General features: G+C 73.9%; 15 protein-coding genes. 6 read left to right on the top strand and 9 right to left on the bottom strand.

The window, feature by feature from the left end; genetic code table 11:
• Positions 1–24: 24 nt before the first annotated feature.
• Positions 25–549: a hypothetical protein gene (locus DEJ16_RS05110; protein ID WP_110824288.1), complete on the top strand. Its 525-nt coding sequence runs from the start codon at positions 25–27 to the stop codon at positions 547–549.
• Between the two features lies 1 nt (position 550).
• Here DEJ16_RS05110 and DEJ16_RS05105 read toward each other — a convergent pair whose 3' ends face one another.
• The gene (locus DEJ16_RS05105) at positions 551–1,330 is read right to left on the bottom strand and encodes a DNA-formamidopyrimidine glycosylase family protein (protein ID WP_110824287.1); all 780 of its coding nucleotides are present in this window, start codon (positions 1,328–1,330) and stop codon (positions 551–553) included.
• Positions 1,331–1,353: 23 nt separating this feature from the next.
• Positions 1,354–6,090 (bottom strand): ATP-dependent helicase, encoded by a 4,737-nt coding sequence (locus DEJ16_RS05100; RefSeq protein ID WP_110824286.1) that lies wholly within the window; start codon positions 6,088–6,090, stop codon positions 1,354–1,356.
• A gap of 142 nt (positions 6,091–6,232) precedes the next feature.
• Between DEJ16_RS05100 and DEJ16_RS05095 the strand changes: the two genes are divergently transcribed.
• Positions 6,233–6,907 carry a PadR family transcriptional regulator gene (locus DEJ16_RS05095; protein ID WP_258365830.1) on the top strand — a complete coding sequence of 225 codons (675 nt, stop codon included), beginning with the start codon at positions 6,233–6,235 and terminating at the stop codon, positions 6,905–6,907.
• Positions 6,908–6,921: 14 nt separating this feature from the next.
• On the opposite strand, the gene DEJ16_RS05090 is transcribed toward DEJ16_RS05095, so the two are convergent.
• Positions 6,922–7,539, bottom strand: coding sequence for an alpha/beta hydrolase (locus tag DEJ16_RS05090; protein ID WP_110824285.1), 618 nt, complete (start codon positions 7,537–7,539; stop codon positions 6,922–6,924).
• A 74-nt stretch (positions 7,540–7,613) separates the two neighbouring features.
• Between DEJ16_RS05090 and DEJ16_RS05085 the strand changes: the two genes are divergently transcribed.
• The gene (locus tag DEJ16_RS05085) at positions 7,614–8,168 is read left to right on the top strand and encodes an NUDIX hydrolase family protein (protein WP_110824284.1); all 555 of its coding nucleotides are present in this window, start codon (positions 7,614–7,616) and stop codon (positions 8,166–8,168) included.
• Positions 8,169–8,247: 79 nt separating this feature from the next.
• Here the strand turns inward: DEJ16_RS05085 and DEJ16_RS05080 are convergent, their stop codons facing one another.
• On the bottom strand, positions 8,248–8,448 hold the full coding sequence (locus tag DEJ16_RS05080) for a CsbD family protein (RefSeq protein WP_110824283.1): 201 nt from the start codon (positions 8,446–8,448) through the stop codon (positions 8,248–8,250).
• 116 nt (positions 8,449–8,564) lie between these two features.
• Positions 8,565–10,208: a DEAD/DEAH box helicase gene (locus DEJ16_RS05075; RefSeq protein ID WP_110824282.1), complete on the bottom strand. Its 1,644-nt coding sequence runs from the start codon at positions 10,206–10,208 to the stop codon at positions 8,565–8,567.
• 361 nt (positions 10,209–10,569) lie between these two features.
• Between DEJ16_RS05075 and DEJ16_RS05070 the strand changes: the two genes are divergently transcribed.
• A complete protein-coding gene (locus DEJ16_RS05070) occupies positions 10,570–11,442 on the top strand; it encodes an endo alpha-1,4 polygalactosaminidase (protein WP_258365829.1) in 873 nt (290 codons plus the stop codon).
• A gap of 97 nt (positions 11,443–11,539) precedes the next feature.
• Here DEJ16_RS05070 and DEJ16_RS05065 read toward each other — a convergent pair whose 3' ends face one another.
• The 4 genes from DEJ16_RS05065 to DEJ16_RS05050 all read right to left on the bottom strand — a co-directional run bounded on the left by DEJ16_RS05065 (position 11,540) and on the right by DEJ16_RS05050 (position 13,840).
• Positions 11,540–11,899, bottom strand: coding sequence for a GntR family transcriptional regulator (locus tag DEJ16_RS05065; protein ID WP_110824444.1), 360 nt, complete (start codon positions 11,897–11,899; stop codon positions 11,540–11,542).
• 10 nt (positions 11,900–11,909) lie between these two features.
• A complete protein-coding gene (locus tag DEJ16_RS05060; RefSeq protein ID WP_110824281.1) occupies positions 11,910–12,542 on the bottom strand; it encodes a DUF1684 domain-containing protein in 633 nt (210 codons plus the stop codon).
• 70 nt (positions 12,543–12,612) lie between these two features.
• Complete coding sequence (locus DEJ16_RS05055; RefSeq protein ID WP_110824280.1) at positions 12,613–13,086, bottom strand: hypothetical protein; 474 nt, start codon at positions 13,084–13,086, stop codon at positions 12,613–12,615.
• 121 nt (positions 13,087–13,207) lie between these two features.
• Complete coding sequence (locus DEJ16_RS05050) at positions 13,208–13,840, bottom strand: GNAT family N-acetyltransferase (RefSeq protein WP_110824279.1); 633 nt, start codon at positions 13,838–13,840, stop codon at positions 13,208–13,210.
• A gap of 95 nt (positions 13,841–13,935) precedes the next feature.
• Between DEJ16_RS05050 and DEJ16_RS05045 the strand changes: the two genes are divergently transcribed.
• Both DEJ16_RS05045 and DEJ16_RS05040 read left to right on the top strand, forming a co-directional pair.
• Positions 13,936–14,580 (top strand): hypothetical protein, encoded by a 645-nt coding sequence (locus tag DEJ16_RS05045; RefSeq protein WP_110824278.1) that lies wholly within the window; start codon positions 13,936–13,938, stop codon positions 14,578–14,580.
• A 49-nt stretch (positions 14,581–14,629) separates the two neighbouring features.
• Positions 14,630–14,929: a DUF427 domain-containing protein gene (locus DEJ16_RS05040; RefSeq protein ID WP_110824277.1), complete on the top strand. Its 300-nt coding sequence runs from the start codon at positions 14,630–14,632 to the stop codon at positions 14,927–14,929.
• The last annotated feature ends 9 nt before the right edge of the window (positions 14,930–14,938 follow it).

Here is a 14,938-nt window from a genome sequence, read left to right as displayed (position 1 = left end):
CTCCGGCGGCCTACGGTCGGGAGCATGACCACCTTGCGCGCGAAGACCACCGCCACCCTCGTCGGCCTCGCCACCGTCGGCCTGCTGCTCGGCGGCTGCTCGAACGCCGGTGCCCAGAACGGCAACCCGGTCGGGAAGGTGCCGGGCTCGGAGGAGTCCGCGACCCGCTCCGACCCGGGTCAGCGCAACAGTGCGCCGTGCGGGGTCGCCTCGAGCGCCGCCGTCGACGCGATCGACGAGGCGGTCGGCCCGCACGACGGCACCGACGTCGTCAGCGTCACGGAGAGCGACGAGGGCTGGTACCTCGGCGTCTCGGTCGCCCCGAACACGAGCGACGACCCCAACGACGACGAGGTCGGCATCTGGGGTACGGAAGAGGACCCCACCGCCGAGGACTTCGACGGCCCGGTCTTCCCGGTGAACAAGGTCGCCGAGGACGTCGTCGCCGACGAGCAGGGCTCCGCGACCGCAGCACCGTCCGCCTTCTCCGAGACGTCGAAGGCCGCGAAGCAGGTCCAGAGCTGCATCGTCGAGGCCGTCGACCACTGAGTCAGGTCTGGCAGCGCGGACACCAGTAGGTGTCCCGCAGCGTGAGCTCCGACTCGCCCAGGTCGCCCGACCGGACACGCGTGCCACAGCGCAGGCAGGGCTTGCCGGCCCGGTTGTAGACCCAGAACCGCTGCCCCGGGCGGTCGACGCCCGTGGTCACGCGGTTGCTCCGGTCGCGGTTGGCGACGATGAGCCGGGAGGCCATGGTCACCATCCGCGCGGGGTCGCGCACCTCGCCGACGGGGCGCGTGGGCAGCACGCCCCGCAGGAAGCAGAGCTCGTTGCGGTAGACGTTCCCGAGGCCCGCCATCACCCGCTGGTCGAGGAGGGCGAGGCCGACCGGTCGCTCCGGGTCGGCGGTGAGGTTCGCGAGGGCGAGGTCGGCGTCCCAGTCCGGGCCGAGCAGGTCCGGACCGAGGTGCCCGACGACGGTGGACTCCTGGTCGCGCGGGACGACCTCGAGGACCCCGAGCGTGAACCCGACGGTCGACACGTCCGCGGCGTCGAGCACCACGCGCGCCTGGAACGCGGGTCGCCGCCAGCGCTCGCCGGGCCGGTAGACGTCCCACCGGCCCTCCATCTTGAGGTGCGAATGCACGGTGAGGTCGCCGATCCGGTGCAGCAGGTGCTTGCCGCGAGGCACGACCTCGTCCACCGTCCGCCCGACCAGGTCGAGCGCGGCGAACGCGGGTACGCGGAAGTCGCTGCGGGTCAGGACCTTCCCCGCGAGCGCGGCGTGCAGGCGGGCCGCGGCGCGGAAGACGGTGTCGCCCTCAGGCACGATCGACCTCAGGCATGATCCACTCAGGCACGGAGTCGCAGTCCCTGCGGGGTGGCGGTGAAGCCCGCCGTGCGGAGCGCCGTGCCGAGCGCCGACTCGAGGACGAACTCCCCGTCGACCCGCTCCACCGACAGCTTGCCGAGCCCGGACCGCACGGTGGCCGCGATCGACGTCGCCGCCGCCGCGAGGTCGGCCGGGTCCTCGGTGAAGGTCAGCACGCTCTTGCCGCCGCGTTCGACGTAGACGGCGAGCTGGCCGTCGACGAGCACGACGAGCGCGCCCGCCTTGCGGCCAGGTCGGTGCCCCCGTCCGGTCTTCGTCGCCGGGGTGGTGGTCGCCGGGGACGTGCCCGCGGCCTCCGCGCCGGTCGAGCCGTCGGCGTCCTCGTCAGCGGCGTCGTGCGGCCACGGCAACGCCGCCCCGTAGGGGTTGGCCGGGTCGGTGGCGGCGAGGGTGAGCGCCTCTCGCGTGCGGTCCGGGTCGGCCCGCTCCTCGTCGTCCAGGTCCTTCGCGTACGTGCGGAGCCGGTCGACGGTCGGCCCGGTGGCGAACTGCGCCGCTCCGAGCCCCTCGACGAAGTACCCGCGTCGGGCGCGGCCGGACTCCTCGAACTTCGCGAGCACCCGGTAGACCCCGGCGAAGCCGCCCCGGACGCCCTCGACCTGCACGGCCCCGCGGGTGACGACGCCGTAGCGCTCGAGCAGGAGCTCGGCGGTCGCCGCGGCCCGGACGGTCGCGTCGGGTTCGGCGAGCGGCAGGAGCGACCAGCGGCCGCCGACGTTCGGCGGTCCGGACTGGGTCGGCAGCGTCGGCCGACGACGCCCGCGGTACGCCCGGGCCCGGGGCGCGGCGGACGTGCGCGCCGCGCCGCCGAGCATCGCCCGGAGCGGTGCGAAGGTGTCGTTCGTGATCTGTCCGGCCCAGACGAGGTCCCACAGCGCGGTCGTCATCGCCTTGTCGTCGGTGCTCCCGACGGCCTGGCCGAGCTGGCGGAAGAAGTAGGCGCCACCGCCGGCGAGGGCGCCGAGCACGTCCCGCTGCAGCTCGGTCGTCTCGTCCCCGGCGGCCTCGGCCAGGGTCGTCGCCGCGGTGTCGGCGAGGTGCAGGCGCACCCAGCCGTCGTTGCCGGGCAGGGTCCCGCCGCCGGACCAGAGGACCTCGCCCGTGGCGGTCAGCTCGTCGAGCATGCTCGGGGCGTAGTCGGACACCCGGGCCGGCAGCACGAGGGACTCCCATGAACTGGCGGGCAGGGCGACACCGGAGAGTTGGTCGACGACCTGCAGCACGCCGTCGATCCCGCGCAGCCCACCGCGGGTGCCGGGGACGCGGACGTGCTGCCACGCCGGCATGAACCGGGCGAGCGTGTCCGGGGACACCGGCTCGACCTCGTGCCGGAGCGCCGCGAGCGACTTCGTGCGGATGCGTCGGAGCACCTCGGAGTCGCACCACTCGGCGCCCTGTCGGTCCGGTCGGAACTCGCCCTCGACCAGCCGTCGGTCGGCGACCAGGCGACGCAGCGTGTCCTGCACGACCGCGACACCGAGACCGAGCCGACCGGCTGCCTCCTGCAGACTGAAGGGTCCGTGGCTGCGGGCGTACCGACCGACGAGGTCCCCGAGCGGGTCCGCGACCGGTTCGACGAACGCGGTCGGGACACCGATCGGCAGCGGGACGCCCAGCGCATCGCGAAGCCGGGACGCGTCCTCGATGACGGCCCACCGGGTGGCGCCGGCGTGCGAGAAGGCCAGGACCCGGCGGTCGCGCTCGAGCCCCTCGAGTGCCGTGCGCAGGGTGGTGCCCGCCTCGGTCCGGTCGGGGGCGTCCGCGAGCCAGCTGCGGTCGAGCAGCTCCTCGAGGTCGAGCGCGCCGACGAGCCGCAGGACGTCGACCATGCCCTCCACGTCCCGCGCCCGGCGGTCCGGGGAGAGCCGCTGCAGGTCGCGCTCGACGCCCTCGATGACCGCGGGGTCGAGGAGCTCACGCAGCTCGGCCCGACCGAGCAACTCGCTGAGCAGCGTCGAGTCGAGCGACAGGGCGGCAGCCCGACGTTCGGCGAGCGGGGAGTCGCCCTCGTACATGAAGGCGGCGACGTAGCCGAACAGGAGCGTCCGGGCGAACGGTGACGGCTGCTCGGTCTCGCTCTCGACGAGCCGGATGCGCCGTCGGGCGATCTCGTCCGCGATCCCGAGCAGGGACGGGACGTCGTACACGTCCTGCAGGACCTCGCGCACGGTCTCGAGCAGGATCGGGAACGTCGGGTACTTCTGGGCGACCTCGAGCAGCTGGGACGCCCGCTGGCGCTGCTGCCAGAGCGGCGAGCGGCGGCCGGGGTCGCGTCGCGGGAGCAGGAGCGCCCGGGCGGCGCACTCGCGGAACCGGGCGGCGAACAGCGCGGACCCGCCGACCTCGTCGGTGACGATCGCCTCGAGGTCGTCGCGGTCGAAGACGAACAGGTCCGCTCCGGGAGGCTCGGCGTCGGTCTCCGGGATCCGCACCACGATGCCGTCGTCGGCGGCCATCGCCCCGCCGTCGATCCCGTGCCGTTCCCGCAGGCGGGCCGCGACCGCGAGGGCCCACGGCGCGTGCACGGTCATGCCGTACGGGGAGTGCAGGATGAGGCGCCAGTCGCCGAGCTCGTCGCGGAAGCGCTCGACGACGAGCGTCGTGTCGCTCGGCACGTGGCCGGTGGCGGCGCGCTGGTCGCGGAGGAAGGTGATGAGGTTCGTGACCGCGCGGTCGTCGAGTCCGACGCCCGCCACCCGCGCGCGGGCGTCCTCGTCCGAGGCGGACTCGACCTCGCGCACGAAGGCACCGGTCGCGCGGCCGAGCTCCGCCGGTCGGCCCAGGCCGTCGCCCTTCCAGAACGGCACGCGGCCGGGCTGCCCGAACGCCGGACTCACCAGGACGCGGTCGTGGGTGATCTCCTCGATCCGCCAGCTCGTGGCCCCGAGCGCGAAGACGTCGCCCACGCGGGACTCGTAGACCATCTCCTCGTCGAGCTCCCCGACGCGGGAGGCCCGCTCCCCGACCATGAAGACGCCGAACATCCCGCGGTCGGGGATGCTCCCGCCGCTCGTGACGGCGAGTCGCTGGGCCCCGGGACGACCGGTCAGGGTGCCGTGCACGCGGTCCCAGACCAGGCGCGGGCGCAGCTCGGCGAACTCGTCGCTCGGGTACCGCCCGGTGACCAGGTCGAGCGTCGCGTCGAACGCCGAGCGGGGCAGGCCGCTGAACGGGGCGCTGCGCCGGACCAGGTCGAACCAGTGCTCGACGTCGACGGTGTCGACCGCTCCGGCGGCGACGGTGTGCTGCGCGAGGACGTCGAGCGGGTTCGCGGGGACCGAGATCGACTCGATCTGCCCGCTGACCATCCGCTCGACGGTGACAGCGCTGTTGACGAGGTCGGCCCGGTGCTTCGGGAAGAGCACACCGCGGGAGACCTCGCCGACCTGGTGCCCGGCGCGGCCGACGCGCTGCAGGCCGCTCGCGACCGACGGCGGTGCCTCGACCTGGATGACGAGGTCGACCTCGCCCATGTCGATGCCGAGTTCGAGCGAGCTGGTGGCGACCACGCAGCGCAGCCGCCCGGACTTCAGGTCGTCCTCGATGATCGCGCGCTGGTCCTTGGACACCGAGCCGTGGTGGGCACGGGCGAGCACCGGCACGCTCGGGTCCGAGCCGCCGCCTTCGGTCTGTCCGGATCCGCCGACGAGCTGGGCCGGCGGGCGCTTCGGCTGGGCCACCGGCGCGTGCGCGGACGCCCGCCCCGGGGACTGCGCGACCGCCACGGCGCCGACGCCGGCGGCCACGGGCTCGGCCACCTCCGTCGTCGCGAGCGCCCGTTCCTCGTGGATCTCGTTGAGCCGGGCGGTCAGGCGTTCGGCGAGTCGTCGGGAGTTGGCGAAGACGATCGTCGACCGGTGCTGCTCGATGAGGTCGACCACGGACTCCTCGACGTGCGGCCAGATCGATCCGTTCGTCGGGCTGGAGGTCGCGTCCGCCCCGACCGGTGGGGCGCCGAGCTCGGTCATGTCGTCGACGGGGACGACCACGCGCAGGTCGAACGTCTTCTGCGCGGGCGGCGCGATGATCTGCACCGGCGCACGACCACCGAGGAAGCGGGCGACCTCCTCCGCCGGACGCACGGTCGCGGACAGGCCGATGCGCTGTACGGGCTTCTCGAGCAGGTCGTCGAGGCGCTCGAGCGAGACGGCGAGGTGGGCGCCGCGCTTCGACGACGCGACCGCGTGCACCTCGTCGACGATGACGGTGTCGACGTTGACGAGCGTCTCGCGGGCCTTCGACGTGAGCATGAGGTACAGCGACTCGGGCGTCGTGATGAGGATGTCCGGCGGCAGCCGCAGGAGCTTCTGCCGGTCGGACGAGGGGGTGTCCCCGCTCCGGACCCCGACCGTGACGTCCGGGGGTTCCAGGCCCATCCGCTTGGCGGTCTGGGTGATGCCGACCAGCGGGCTCCGGAGGTTGCGCTCGACGTCGACTCCGAGGGCCTTCAGCGGGGACACGTAGAGCACCCGGGTCCGCTGCTTCGCCGGCGGGGTGTCGGTCGAGGCGATGAGCCGGTCGATCGACCAGAGGAACGAGGCCAGCGTCTTACCGGAGCCGGTCGGGGCGATGACGAGCGCGTGCTGTCCGGTCGAGATGGCGTCCCACGCCCCGGCTTGCGCTGCCGTCGGTTCGCGGAAGGCACCCCGGAACCACTCGGCGGTGGCGGGGGAGAAGCGCTCGAAGACGTCCGTCATGGTCCGGTCCATCCTGCTCCTCACCACCGACAGCGTCCTGATGCGGGCGCTGCTTGACAAGACGAACGGTACCGATCGATCGTTACAGCATCACGACCGGTACGAACCCGGTCGTGGACCATCCTCCACGAAAGGAGTCGTCATGCACTCCATGGACGACCACACCAGCACCACGTCCCCCCGCGGCCCCTTCGGTCGCGGGCCCCGCGGACCCCGCTTCGGCGGCGCCCGCCAGCACCACGGCGTCGGGTTCCATGGCCGTGACCACGACTCCGCCGGCCGTGGCGGTCGCGGCTCCGGCCCGGGCTTCGGCGGACCCGGCTTCGGCGGACCCGGGTTCGGCCCGGGCTTCGGCGGCGGCTTCGGCCCCGGTCGCGAGCGCCGCCGTCGCGGCGACGTCCGGCTCGCCGTCCTCGGCCTCCTCGGCGAGGGCCCGCAGAACGGGTACGCCGTCATCAAGACCATCGCCGAGCGCACCGGCGGCGCATGGAAGCCGAGCCCCGGTTCGGTCTACCCGACGCTCCAGCAGCTCGTCGACGAAGAGCTCGTCGTCTCGACGGGCGACGGCCGCAAGACGCTCTTCGAACTCACCGACGCCGGACGCGCCGAGGTCGAGGCGAAGGCCGACGAGATCGCCGCCGCGTGGGAGTCCACGCCCGGCATCCCCGACTCGCAGCGGGCGTTCGTCGAGTCCCTCCGCAGGGCGATGGGCGTGCTGCACATGTACCGGACCACCGCCACGGAGGCGCAGCTCACCGCCGCCACCGCGAAGGTCGACCAGCTGCGCCGGGACCTCCTCCAGATCCTCGCGGACTGACCGTCCGTCCCGGCTCAGTCGCCGATGAACGCCGCGACGTCGGCCAGCTCCGCCGCGGAGACCGCGTGCGGCAGACCCGGGTAGCTCCGGTCGGTCACCCGGGTGTGTGCGGCCGCCCACGCGCTGGTCCTGGCGGTGGCCTCGGCGGGGATGACCGTGTCGGCGTCCCCGTGTCCGAGGAACACCCGTGGTCGGACGGCGGCCAGTCGGTCGTCACGACCGTCGTCGACACCGGGGACCACGAAGCCGGACAGCGAGACGGCGAACGCGAACGCCTCCGGTCGCGTGCGCAGGAGCTGCAGGGCCATCGACCCGCCCTGCGAGAAGCCGAGCAGACCGATCCGCGGGTGGTCGGCCGCGACGGCGTCGATCCAGTCGAGCACGGCGGTCGCGGACGCGTCGGCGGCGGCGGGGTCCGGTGACCCGGGCGTCCCGAGCGGGTACCAGCTGAAGCCGGGCCCCCACGGGTCCGGTGCCCGGAGCGCTGCCACCGTCCACGCCGCGGGCAGGGCCGGTGCCAGACCGAGCAGGTCGTGCTCGTGGGACCCGACCCCGTGCAGGGCGACGAGGAGCGGGGTCCCGACGCGGTCCGCTGCCGATCGGGTCCACTGCACGACGTCCGCATCCACCATGGGGACAACGGTATCCGTCCACCGCCGTGCTCCTCCGGCACCGGATTCGCCGCCTGGCCTGGTAGGAACGGTGCATGGCCTCGCTCCGCACCCCCGACCCCGACCCCGACTCCGGCTCCGGCTGGCTGTCGGACGAGGAACTCGCGACCGTCCGCCGTCGCATGCCCATCACCTACGTGGAGGCCGTCCCGGTGCGCACCGACGGCCTCGGAGTCGTCACGGAGGTCGGCGTGCTGCTGCGCGTGTCCCCGAGCGGATCGATCGCCCGGACGCTCGTCTCCGGTCGCGTGATGTACGGCGAGTCGATCCGCACCGCGCTGTTCCGTCACCTCGAGAAGGACCTCGGGCCGATGGCGTTCCCGCAGCTGCCGCCCAGCCCGAACCCCTTCACGGTCGCGGAGTACTTCCCGCTGCCCGGCGCCTCGGTGTTCACGGACGAGCGGCAGCACGCGATCTCGCTCGCCTACGTCGTGCCGGTCACCGGGACCTGCGAACCCCGGCAGGACGCCCTCGAACTGACCTGGATGAGTCCGATGGAGGCCGCGTCCGACGCCGTCGCAGACGAGATGGAGGGCGGTCGCGGTGCGCTGCTCCGTGCCGGTCTCGCCTCGGTGGGCGCCCTGCACTGACGGCGTCCCCCGCACACGACGAAGCCCCCGGATCCGATCGGATCCGGGGGCTTCGCAGCGCGGTACGGGACCGGCTTCGTTACTTGTCGTTCTTGAAGGAGTCGGCGACGCCGTGTGCAGCGTCCTTCACGTCGGTGACGCCCTGCTTGGCCGAGGCCTTGCCCTGGTCGGTCTGACCTTCGGCCTTCAGGCGGTCGTTGTCGGTGGCGTTGCCGAAGCCTTCCTTGGCCTTGCCGGCCGCCTTCTCAGCGGCGTTCTTGATGTCTTCGATCCCAGCCATACGTGCTCCTTCCGACGACGGACGATTCCCCGGTGGACGCTCGCGCATCCGCCGGTGACCAGTACCGTACGCGGCGACACCGGGCCGCTCGGAGGAGACGTTGAGGTTGGACCGGGTCAGCGACCGCTGCCGGCCGGACGGGAGGCGCGGCGGGACCCACCACGACGGGCTGCGGGCGCAGCGTCGTCACGCGGGGACCGACCGGCGGCGTAGCCGCCGTCCGACGACCACACCGACGCGGAACCGCCGCGGGTGGTGTCGGAAGCGGCGCGGCGCGGTGCGCCACGGCGCTGGCCGGAGGCGGCACCGCCGGTCGACGCGCCACGGCGGTCGTCGCGACCGGCCGCGTCGGACCGACCACCACGACGGGAACCCGAACCAGCCGTGTCGCTGCCGGCAGCGGAGCGCCCGGCGGAGGACGAGCCTCCCGACCGGCCGCCGGTGCCACCGACGGGGGCGCCACGACCACGCGAGCGGCCACGACCCTGGCCGGCGGCGTCACCGGAGGACTGGCGACGCGGCTGCTGCTGGACCACGGGGGTCGTGTCCTCGCGGTACGGGGCGACCTCGCCGACGAGCTCGGTCACGGCCGGGGAGGTCGCGGTCACCTGCTGCGGGGTGACCTTGATCGCTGCGGCGCGCATCATCTGCGCGACGTCACGACGCTCGGCGGGCATCGCCACCGTGACGACGTCACCCGAAGAACCGGCACGGGCGGTGCGGCCGGAACGGTGCAGGTACGCCTTGTGCTCGGTGGGCGGGTCGACGTGCACGACGAGCTCGACGGCGTCGACGTGCACACCGCGGGCGGCGACGTCGGTGGCCACGAGGACGAGTGCGTCGCCGGAGGAGAACCGGGCGAGGTTCCGCTCACGGGCACCCTGCGACAGGTTGCCCTGCAGGTCGACGGCCGGGATGCCCTGGCTCGACAGCTGCTTGGCCAGGCGCTTGGCGTGGTGCTTCGTGCGCATGAAGAGGATGCGGCGGCCGGTGCCGGAGGCGAGGGCCTTGACGAGGTCCTTCTTCGCGTCGGCGTCGGCGACCTCGAACAGGTGGTGGGTCATCGCCTCGACCGGGCTGGTCTCGTCGTCGACGGAGTGCATCACCGGGTCGTGCAGGAACTTCTTGACGAGCTTGTCCACGCCGTTGTCGAGCGTGGCGGAGAACAGGAGGCGCTGGCCGTTGACCGGCGTCGCCTGCATGATCTTGGTCACACCGGGCAGGAAGCCCATGTCGGCCATGTGGTCGGCCTCGTCGAGGACGGTGACCTCGATGGCGTCCAGGTGCACGTGGCCCTGCTGCATCAGGTCGGCGAGGCGACCCGGGCAGGCCACGACGATGTCGACGCCGCGGTTGAGCGCCTCGACCTGACGGCCCTGGCCGACGCCACCGAAGATGGTCGTGGTGTTGAGGCCCATCGCCTTGGCGAGGGGGGCGAGCGTCGCGTCGATCTGGGTCGCGAGCTCACGGGTCGGGGCGAGCACGAGGGCACGGGGGCGACCGGCGCGGCGCTGGCGGGGTGCGGCGGCGAGGCGGGCGGCGAGGGGGATCGCGAACGCGATCGTCTTGCCGGAGCCGGTGCGGCCACGGCCGAGCACGTCCTTGCCCGTGAGCGAGTCCGGGAGCGTGTCGACCTGGATCGGGAAGGCGTTCTCCTTGCCCTGGCCGACGAGGACGTCGACCATCGGGGCGGGCACACCGAGGTCGGCGAACCGGACGTCGGCGGTGTGGGGGTCCTGCGTGGTGTTCTGGGTGGTCATGGTGACCTCTCGGGCCGTTGCCGGCCGGGAAGGCGCGCGGTCGAGGCCGGCGCGGGCGGGAGCGCATCCGTGGGCGGTCCGTGTCCCGGAGGAGACGGCGCTGGTGGACGGGTGCTGTCGCCGCAGCAGAGAGCCTGGCACCGGTTCCGTCTTCCCGGACGGGTTCCGGGAGGAGGGGAGGTGCGCGATACATCGGTGTCGGTTCCGCGTGTGAGCCGCTGGGGCTCGGTGCGGGACACCGGGAGTTTCGGGGGCGTCCGTACGACGCACGAGGCGATCGGCGCCTCGAGTGGTCCCAGCATAGCGGGCCGGGGACCCGGAGCGGGAGGGGGCGTTCGCGATGAGCGTGCGAGGATGCCTCGTGCGCACCCGGATCCCCGTCGTCATGGCCGCCCTCGTGACCCTCGTCACCCTCGCCTCGGCGGGCTGTGCGGGCGCGGGCGGCGAGATCGCGCTGACGGGTGGTGCCACCGCGCACGCCGACGGGTCCGCCGCTGCGGCTCCCCGGCCGCTCCCGACGACCGGCATCCCCGACTACCAGCTCGGCGGCGGGTACGCCCCGCCCACGGGCGTCACCGTCGTCGCACGGGACAGCACCGAGCGACCGGCCGCCGACACGTACGGCATCTGCTACGTCAACGGCTTCCAGACCCAGCCCGGTGACCGCGGGTCCTGGCTGTCCGACCACCCGGGAGCGGTCCTCCGGACGGCGGCCGGCACGCCCGTGCGCGATCCGGGGTGGCCGGACGAGATGTTGCTCGACACCCGGACGGCAGCGGCGCGCGCGACCATCACTGCGGTCCTCGGGCGGACGATCGCCCGGTGCGCGGACCGTGGGTTCGACGCCGTCGAGTTCGACAACCTCGACTCCTGGACCCGGTCCGGCGGCAGGCTCACCCGCTCCGGCAACCTCGCGCTCGCCGCCGCGCTCGTCCGGGCGGCGCACGACGAGGGGCTGGCCGCCGCGCAGAAGAACACCCCGCAGCTCGGCACGGTCGGGCAGCAGCGCACCGGGTTCGACTTCGCGGTGGCCGAGGAGTGCGTGCAGTACGACGAGTGCGCCGCCTACACGGACGTGTACGGCGACCGCGTGGTGGACGTCGAGTACGCGGACACGCTCGAGCAGGACTGGTCGGACGTGTGTGCGATGCCGGACCGCCCACGCATGACGATCCTCCGCGACCGGGACCTCGTGCCGGCCGGCGACGACGGGTACGTCTTCGAGCACTGCTGAGCGTCGCGCCGCGGGCACCGATCGCACTCGGCGACGGGACACGCGCCTCCCGGTACGAGCGGTGTCGCCCGGCGCGGAGTCGGCGCGCTCCGGACCGCTACGCCGGCCAGGCGTCCCGCAGCGCGGAGGCCGCCTGGTCCGCCGACAGGCCGGCCTCGCGCGCAGCGGCCACGAGCGCGGCCGCCGCGGCGGTGACGCTTTCCGGAACCTCGGCCGGTCGCACCACCCGGGTGCCGGCACCCCGCGCGGTGTGCACGAGCCCGGCCTCCTCGAGCAGCTGGTAGGCCTTGGCGACCGTGCCGGCTGCGAGCCCGAGCTCGGCGGCGAGCCCGCGGACGCTCGGCAGCCGCTCGCCGTCCACGAGGTAGCCGGCGGTGATCTGTGCGGCGAGCTGCGACCGCACCTGTTCGAAGGGCGGCACGCGGCCGCCGGCGTCGATCGCGACGAATCCCGACATGCGGTCCACCCTAGGAGCCGTACCGCTCGCCGACCGGGATCGCCACGGGCACGGTGTTGCCGGGCGGCGCGAGCGGGCACGCCCACGCCGGGTCGTACGCGCACGACGGGTTGTACGCGAAGTTGAAGTCGAGCACGAGCTCCCCGTCGACACCGCCGAGGTCCGCGCCCTTGATGGTGTCGAGCAGGTAGCGGCCACCGCCGTAGGTCCCGCCGGGCTTCCCGGCACCGGCGTCCTTCACCGGGACGAACAGCCCACCCGCGTAGCCGCCGTGCGACCACACGTCGAGCGTGCCGACGCCGGGGACCTCCACGACGCCGAGGCGGTCGAAGTGCACGACGCCGTCGGTGCCGGTCTCGACGTCGAGCGCCTGCGGGGCCGCCTCCTCGATGCGGAGCCGGAAGCGCCAGGCGGGGTCGTAGTCGGGGACGGGGAGGGACGTGAACGCGGCTGCGTCCTCGGGGAGGAGCGGGCTCGCGGGGTGTCCGGCGAACATGGCGTCCCGGCCCTCGCGCCACAGTGCGTGTGCGGCCTCGGGGGTCGCGGCGGCCCGCGCCCGTCGGTACAGGTCGAAGGTCCGACGCCGCCAGTCGACGGTGGCGAGGGTGCTTCGGACGCGGTCGGCGGTCTCCGTCTGGGTCACGTCGCTGAGCGTACGCCCGGCCGGTGACGCCGCTCCGGGCCTGGAGGCGCGGCCGCGGGGTCCGCTCGGGTCACGCCCGCCAGGTGGGCGCGAGGGCCCGCATCCGGAACGCCCGCCACTGCCAGATGACCCACATGCCGGGCCAGAGCGCCACCCCGAGGAGCGCCGGCCGGGTCCGGTAGGTCAGCCGGTCGCGGAACAGCGTGCGCCCGCCCGGCAGCGCGGAGACGGCCATCCGGTGGCGCATGTCCATCCGGGCGAACAGCCCGCTCGTGCCGCCACCGCGGTCGACCTGCACGGGGACGCCCTCGGTCTCGTGCAGGTCGATGTCGACGTGGCTCGAGCCGCTCGGGAGGACACCGAACGTCGACGCGCTGATCGGGTGCGGGTCGTGCGGTGTCCAGTGCTCGGGGAACCCGTCGCGGTCGAGCGACCGGTAGACCAGGAACGGCTTCGTGACGGCGACCATGACGGACGGCCGGAGGAGGGCGTCCCGGACGGCGTCCACGGGTGCGTCCAGTTCGATGCGGAGTCCGACGTGCATGGGGCGGACGCTACCCGGGCGTGCTGGGGTGCCGTCGCGCGGGCGGGGGCGCGGGCATGGGCGCGGGCACGGGCACGGGCACGGCACGGCGTCCGCGGCGGGAGGGCCACCGCCGGGACCGTCAGGCGTGCCGGGCGGAGCGGCGGCGCGACCCTTCCGCGCGGTCATGGCTGCGCAGACGTTCAGCGAGGGAGAGCCGGACGGTCGGCCACTCGGACTGGATGACCGAGAACACCACGGTGTCGCGGAGGCTGCCGTCGCGGCCGAGGGCGTGGTTCCGGAGCACCCCGTCCTGCTTCGCGCCGAGGCCCGCGATGGCGGCGCGGGACCGGGTGTTGTGCCAGTGCGTCCGGAACTCGACCGCGATGCACTGCCACACGTCGAAGGCGTGCGAGAGCATGAGCAGCTTCGCCTCGGTGTTGATGCCGGTGCGCTGGGCGGAGGCGCCGAGGAACGTCGCACCGATCTCGACCCGGCGGTTGTCCCGGTCGATGTCGAGGAACGAGGTGGCGCCGACGACCCGTCCGGTGGGGCGGTCCCGCACGGCGAACGGCACCATCCGACCGGCGGCCTGCTCGGCGAGTCGCCGGTCGATCTCCTCGTCGACCCCCGCCGGCGCGGGCACGCGGGTGTACCAGGCGCGCCAGAGGTCACCGTCCGCGACGGCCGCCCGCAGGTCGTCCGCGTGCTCGTGCGACAGGGGCTCGAGCGTGACGCGGTCGCCGGTGAGGGTGGGCGCGGGGTCGGTCTCCATGGCAGGGGATCGTACCGGGCACACCGGGCACGGCAGCTGCGCGGGACCGCTCGGAGCGTGCTCGGCCGAGGCCCCGCCGCGACTATCGTGTCGGCGTGCAGGAACGAGGACAGCAGCGGTACCAGGTGCGGTTCGGGTGGGGTGTCCCGGGAGCGGCGCGGGTCGCCGCCGACGCGCACCTGCTCGTGTGGGTGGACGTGCTCCCGGCGGCCGCCTTCCCCGACGACGTCCGCGCCGATGACGTCCGGCACGACGACGTCCGCCACCACGACGTCCACCGGGGTGTGCCGCTCGGGCAGCTGCCCGACGGGCCGGAGGTCGTGCTCGGTCACCTCGGCAACACCGCGGCGGTCGCCGGACGGGTGGCGCGCCTCCAGGCCGAGCGGGGCGACCGCTGCGTCGTCGCGGTGGTCGCGGCCGGCCACGTCGACGGACCCGTCGGCGGCGACGCGGCCGCCGAGGCGGGCGAGGCACCGGACGTCCGGACGGTCCCGGAGTTCGCCGTGGAGGACCTGCTCGGCGCCGGCGCGGTCGTCGACGCGCTCGTCGAGTCCGGCATCGACCACACGTCCCCGGAGGCCGCGGCGGCGTGCGCCGCCTGGACGGGCCTCCGCCGGGCGGCGAAGCACCTCGTCACGGCCTCCGAGGCGGCCGCCGTGCTCGGCGCCGAGCGGGTGCACGCGGCGCTCGCCGTGGGTCCCGACCTGGTCACGCTGCGACCGTCCACCGCACGGGCGTAGGGTCCCCGTCGGACGCCGTCGGACCGACGGCCGGAACGAGGAGGAAGTCATGCAGGCAGTGATCGGCGACACCGTCATCGCGGAGGCCCCGGAGGCGGACCTCATCCAGATCGAGGGCAACTGGTACTTCCCGCCGGCGAGCGTGAAGACCGAGCTGTTCAGCGAGAGCCCCACCCAGTACCACTGCCCGTGGAAGGGCGACACCCAGTACTGGACCGTGACGGTCGACGGGCAGGAGCACGTGGACAACGCCTGGTCCTACCCGGAGCCGATCCCGTCGTCGTTCGACCGCGTCGGCCAGGACTACAGCGGCTACGTGGCGTTCTGGAAGGACGTGCGGGTCTCCTAGGAGCCGCGC

The sequence above is a fragment of the Curtobacterium sp. MCJR17_055 genome (assembly GCF_003224335.1).
Classification (GTDB): domain Bacteria; phylum Actinomycetota; class Actinomycetes; order Actinomycetales; family Microbacteriaceae; genus Curtobacterium.
The sequence above is the reverse complement of the archived record's forward strand: the minus strand, read 5'-3'. Positions and strand labels throughout refer to the sequence as shown.

Bases quoted from the DNA above. Each gene is read 5' to 3' on its own strand.
- DEJ16_RS05040 (WP_110824277.1), top strand. From the start codon at position 14,630: ATGCAGGCAGTGATCGGCGACACCGTCATCGCGGAGGCCCCGGAGGCG.
- DEJ16_RS05095 (WP_258365830.1), top strand. From the start codon at position 6,233: ATGCACTCCATGGACGACCACACCAGCACCACGTCCCCCCGCGGCCCC.
- DEJ16_RS05055 (WP_110824280.1), bottom strand. From the start codon at position 13,086: ATGCACGTCGGACTCCGCATCGAACTGGACGCACCCGTGGACGCCGTC.
- DEJ16_RS05085 (WP_110824284.1), top strand. From the start codon at position 7,614: ATGGCCTCGCTCCGCACCCCCGACCCCGACCCCGACTCCGGCTCCGGC.
- DEJ16_RS05110 (WP_110824288.1), top strand. From the start codon at position 25: ATGACCACCTTGCGCGCGAAGACCACCGCCACCCTCGTCGGCCTCGCC.
- DEJ16_RS05100 (WP_110824286.1), bottom strand. From the start codon at position 6,090: ATGACGGACGTCTTCGAGCGCTTCTCCCCCGCCACCGCCGAGTGGTTC.
- DEJ16_RS05080 (WP_110824283.1), bottom strand. From the start codon at position 8,448: ATGGCTGGGATCGAAGACATCAAGAACGCCGCTGAGAAGGCGGCCGGC.
- DEJ16_RS05065 (WP_110824444.1), bottom strand. From the start codon at position 11,899: ATGTCGGGATTCGTCGCGATCGACGCCGGCGGCCGCGTGCCGCCCTTC.
- DEJ16_RS05075 (WP_110824282.1), bottom strand. From the start codon at position 10,208: ATGACCACCCAGAACACCACGCAGGACCCCCACACCGCCGACGTCCGG.
- DEJ16_RS05050 (WP_110824279.1), bottom strand. From the start codon at position 13,840: ATGGAGACCGACCCCGCGCCCACCCTCACCGGCGACCGCGTCACGCTC.
- DEJ16_RS05090 (WP_110824285.1), bottom strand. From the start codon at position 7,539: ATGGTGGATGCGGACGTCGTGCAGTGGACCCGATCGGCAGCGGACCGC.